Consider the following 4,248-nt stretch of genomic DNA (forward strand, 5'->3'; position numbering starts at 1 on the left):
CCTCGCATGATCTGGTCGACCGTGGCCAATTTGCGTCCCAACGCACCGCCCGGATGGAATTTGGCAAAATCCTGAGGGGTGAATGACCGCAGTCGACTGGCCAGCATCGCGATGCCGTCTCCCACTGCCATCATGACCGCGGTACTGGACGTGGGGGCCAAACCGTTGGGGCATGCTTCGTTGTGTTTGCCGATCGCAACGGTGCAGGTGGCAGCGGCAGAGAGCGGATTGTCGGTCGATGCAGTGATGGCGATTAAGCCAGCGGAATGTTCGCGAAGATGCGGAGCGATGCGGACCACTTCTTCGCTCCGGCCTGAATTGGAGATCGCCCACACCAAGTCGTGCGGTCGAACCCGGCCTAGATCGCCATGAACCGCTTCTGCGGGGTGCAGAAAATGAGCGGGGGTGCCAGTGCTAGCAAGCGTGGCGACCAATTTTTTTCCCACCAGCCCTGCTTTTCCAACGCCGGTGACCATCACCGATCCTTCGCACTGGGCCGTCATTTCGGCGGCGCGGACCGCGTCGCTGCCCAGCGTATTGGCGGCGGAAAGGATGGCATGCCCCTCGATCGAGACAATTTCACGCAAAATGCGTAAACGTTCAATCAGTGTTTCAGGCAGCGAAACGCTTGTTTCGGCGGACGAGGTGGCGATGGGAAGTTTTTCAGCTGCGGACACGTCGAGACCTTCCTTGGTACTTCGAGGCCGTTCAATCAGAACAGGGGCGAGAGAGGGAGCCGATCCTAACGAGAATGACACCATCACGCCAAGAGGAGATCGGCAGAGAGTTTTTTTAGCTCGAAAACAAGCAACCCTTAAATCTGAATCCTTCTGTGTTCGCCGGGCGGGTGATGTCGTTAGCCACGGTTCCGGTCAACACCCACGCGAACCGGGGCAACCGGTTCGCGAGCGAGAGAAATCAAGGCCGGTAGGCGACACACCTGGTGCGCCAGATGTGACGGCCTGCGGCCCAGAATGTAGCCTTAGGATCGAACCAACGTGATCGCGGCACGTTCGTGATCGAGTGACTGGTTGACCAAGTCACGGCGAATGGCAGCAAGCGGGTTCAAATCGCCTGTTTGCAAGCATCCTCGCAAACGATCTCCCAAAACGCTTTGAGTCCCACCATCAAGCCGTAAACCTTGGCTATACGCTAGCAATGTTTCGCCAGGCAGTAGCGAAAACGAATCAAGAGTGGGCCGAGCCGACAGGTGAGTCCCGAGCGGTTCGCTGCGGCCATCAATCAACGGCCGGTAACCATAGCGGCTGCTGATCATCGCCATCAGATCACCACACGATGCGAAGCTGCCTTCGCCCGTTTCCGGGTCGATGTGCAGGTATAGCATTGACATCAATTGGTCGCCGGCGTTGGTTTGCCAGAGGGTGTCGTTGATCCGCTGCATCATTTGCGAAACGGTGTGACGATAGCTGCTGTGGGCGGTGACTGCGGCTCGCGCCACCGCGGTTTGAATCGCACCGCGAACGGTCCGGTCCGGAGAGTCGGCCATCGCCATCATCAACGTTCCATCGGGCAACACATCCCAGGTGTGGAAGCCGGTTGCCCAAGATTGAGGCGATTCGATCAACCCATCGGCACGCCAACCCGGAGCCAAGTCGTTACCGATCGGCAAGCTCAGGTGTTGCCACTCGCTAATATCGCGGAGTGAATCATCATGGTTGAGTTTTGGGTTTTGTCGAAGATCAATCGCGGCGCGAGACAGTTCGACCGCCAAGTGCGACGCGGCAAGTCGTCCTGCGGCGGCTTCGGGCTTGCCGAACGTGCGAACCTCGTCACTAAAGATCCAAAGCGTTCCGATCGGAACGTCTGCGTCGGTGATCGATGCACAAATGCCTGCTGCAAACGGTTCCGGGCTGTTCCATGTATCCAGTCCGCCCGACATGAAATTATCAGCCGTCACAACCCCTCGCACCATGGCTTCGAGATCACCACGGCTGCCTCGCAGTTCGCGTGGCGAATCTTCCAATCGACTTGTGGGCAATCCGTATGTCGCACGGGTTTTTAGGAATTCCGTGTCCTCGTCGAGTAAGTACATCGCTGCGGCGCTGCAATTCGTTGCCTCGCACGCATTTTGCAAGATTGCTTCGATGTTGTCGGCAAGTTTGGATTGGAGCTCAGCGCCCGGAATGATTGCCGCGCGCGCTGCCAATTCCATCTCTTGCCGGCGCAGCGACTCACGCGAGTGATGGAGTTGGGTTGCCAGCATGGCTGCGGATTCCGCAAGTCGCAACGCGCTCGACTTGGTTACCGTCGGTGACGATTCACTAGGGTCCGAAATGGTATCGGTGTTGACGCTTGGTAACAGCTCGATATCGGATCCGATTCGTCGTCGCGACTGATCGATTCGCCAGCCGGTGGCGTCACCAAAGACATGCCAGAAATGGGAGACGGCATCGCCGGAAGGATCAAGGTCAGGAGCGGCGGCCGAGGCGGGACCTTTGTGGATACGCAAGTAGTTGGGGATGGTCTTAGTCACGTTCATCGATGCTCTGGAAGTGGGTGGGATCGCTGAGAAACGGTTGGCGGCGATCCATGCCAGAGTGAGATTTACGCAGGGCGGGGCAACGTTATCCATCGCTGCCCTAAACGAGATCGGCAAGGCGGTAGAGATTTACTAAGCCGAATGACTGATAAGAATTGCGGAAATTACCAAGACGGCGGTGCAACCTGAATCATCGGAAAAATCGGCAATGTCAATCGATCGTTGATCGCTTGGGGCAACTTGATCCAGCCTGCATTGGCGGCAACCACGTAAAACGAAAAAAGCCCAGATGACAAAAAGTTGTCACCTGGGCTCTGGTTTTATTGTCGTGCGTTGGGCAACGACAGATCGTCGATATCGTTATCGATTAATAATCGTCATCGCTAAGCACGAATTCGGGCCATGGCACACTGCTGCTCTTGCCACGTGGGGTCAACAGCGCTTGGTAGACACGGTAATCAACGTTTTCGCCGATAAAGCGAGTCCCACCATCGGCCATCCCCGCGTTGACACCATCAACGTGAGCCGACGAAGGACGTGCCAAGTCAATCGCGTTGGTCGCGTTCATTTGCAGCGTAAAGATGTCCTGGCTTGGCCCGGCGCCGCCACCATTGATTTTATGAAGCGGATCAACGGCGTCTGGAGTCACTGCTGCGGTGGTGCTTAGAAAATTCCATCCACTGCCCGGTGCAGGATTGTCGTCTTCGTAATGCCAAACCATTCCTTGGAAGTAGCGAGAATTTTCAGGGTAGGCAATGTCGGCCGTTACCGCAGCCACTTCCAGCGTTGCTCCCGAAGTGATTCCCGCTTGATGCCAAGGTTGTGCTTGTACATTTTCGGAGAACAGCATCGTGTTTCCTTGTCCGTCTTTAAAGTCGTCAAGACGCACCGCAGGACCGGTTGAAAGCGAAGCCGAAGCAGTGGTGCCCAGATATTTGGCGTTGAAGGCGCCGTTTGCTCGCTCCTGGGAGGTATTGAAGGAAATGTCTGGCGTGCTGCTTCCCGTTCCTCCGGTTGAGGTGCTGGATGCTTTGATCGGAGTTCCGTTGTTGGAAATATAGCTGTTGCTCCCCATTGGAGCGTCGCTATTTGGATTGCTGGGGCACTGCAGGATCGCCAAGTTTGGCGCCGCTTTGGGATGGAACGCTTTGGTTCCATCAATCACAGGGTAACGATCTTCGCTCCACTGCTCGTACGTTGGTTGAGCGTCAAGCCATGGCATCAGCGAAACGGCCCAAGTACCGATCTTTCGGTGGTTTACAGGGTCGGTTCCGCCTGCGACTTCAGCCGATGGGTCAGGTCCCGTCGCAAAGGTGCCAAAGTCATTGATATACCCAGGCAATTCACCCTTCGCGTTTTCGTGCTGAATCGCGGCGAGTGCCAAGTTCTTCAACTGGGTGCTGCATTGATTGCGGCGTGCAGCCTCTCGTGCGGCGTTGACTGCGGGAAGCAGAAGTCCCATCAATATTCCGATGATCGTAATGACCACCAGTAGCTCAACTAACGTAAATCCGATTCGCTGACGCTTCATTTCGCGCTCCGTAAGACAAGGCCGAGAGAGAGGGTGTTGTGTTCATGTGGGAATGATAATCCGTCACGGTAATGATTATCGCCTGTTCACTGCTTCAGTGCAAACCCGCCTGAGCAATCCGAGGTGATTATTTTCACTCCTTCGCGACTTTTGCAGACACAGTGTGGACTGATCGGGGTGTCTCGATGGGAACTCGCAAATCGCTGGCTCCGACGCC

Annotated in this window: 4 protein-coding genes; all 4 read right to left on the reverse strand. The window is 56.1% G+C overall.

Annotation, left to right across the window (positions count from 1 at the left end):
- Positions 1 to 677: SIS domain-containing protein (locus ABX962_RS31515; RefSeq protein WP_372725547.1), on the reverse strand; the 677-nt coding region annotated here is incomplete at its 3' end.
- Between the two features lie 305 nt (positions 678 to 982).
- Positions 983 to 2,500, reverse strand: coding sequence for a SpoIIE family protein phosphatase (locus ABX962_RS31520; RefSeq protein WP_372725549.1), 1,518 nt, complete (start codon positions 2,498 to 2,500; stop codon positions 983 to 985).
- A 164-nt stretch (positions 2,501 to 2,664) separates the two neighbouring features.
- The gene (locus ABX962_RS31525; RefSeq protein WP_372725551.1) at positions 2,665 to 2,796 is read right to left on the reverse strand and encodes a hypothetical protein; all 132 of its coding nucleotides are present in this window, start codon (positions 2,794 to 2,796) and stop codon (positions 2,665 to 2,667) included.
- Positions 2,797 to 2,867: 71 nt separating this feature from the next.
- On the reverse strand, positions 2,868 to 4,031 hold the full coding sequence (locus ABX962_RS31530) for a DUF1559 domain-containing protein (RefSeq protein WP_372725553.1): 1,164 nt from the start codon (positions 4,029 to 4,031) through the stop codon (positions 2,868 to 2,870).
- Positions 4,032 to 4,248: the final 217 nt, after the last annotated feature.

The sequence above is a fragment of the Novipirellula sp. genome, assembly GCF_041583735.1.
Lineage (GTDB): Bacteria > Planctomycetota > Planctomycetia > Pirellulales > Pirellulaceae > Novipirellula.

Bases quoted from the DNA above. Each gene is read 5' to 3' on its own strand.
- ABX962_RS31530 (WP_372725553.1), bottom strand. From the start codon at position 4,031: ATGAAGCGTCAGCGAATCGGATTTACGTTAGTTGAGCTACTGGTGGTC.
- ABX962_RS31520 (WP_372725549.1), bottom strand. From the start codon at position 2,500: ATGAACGTGACTAAGACCATCCCCAACTACTTGCGTATCCACAAAGGT.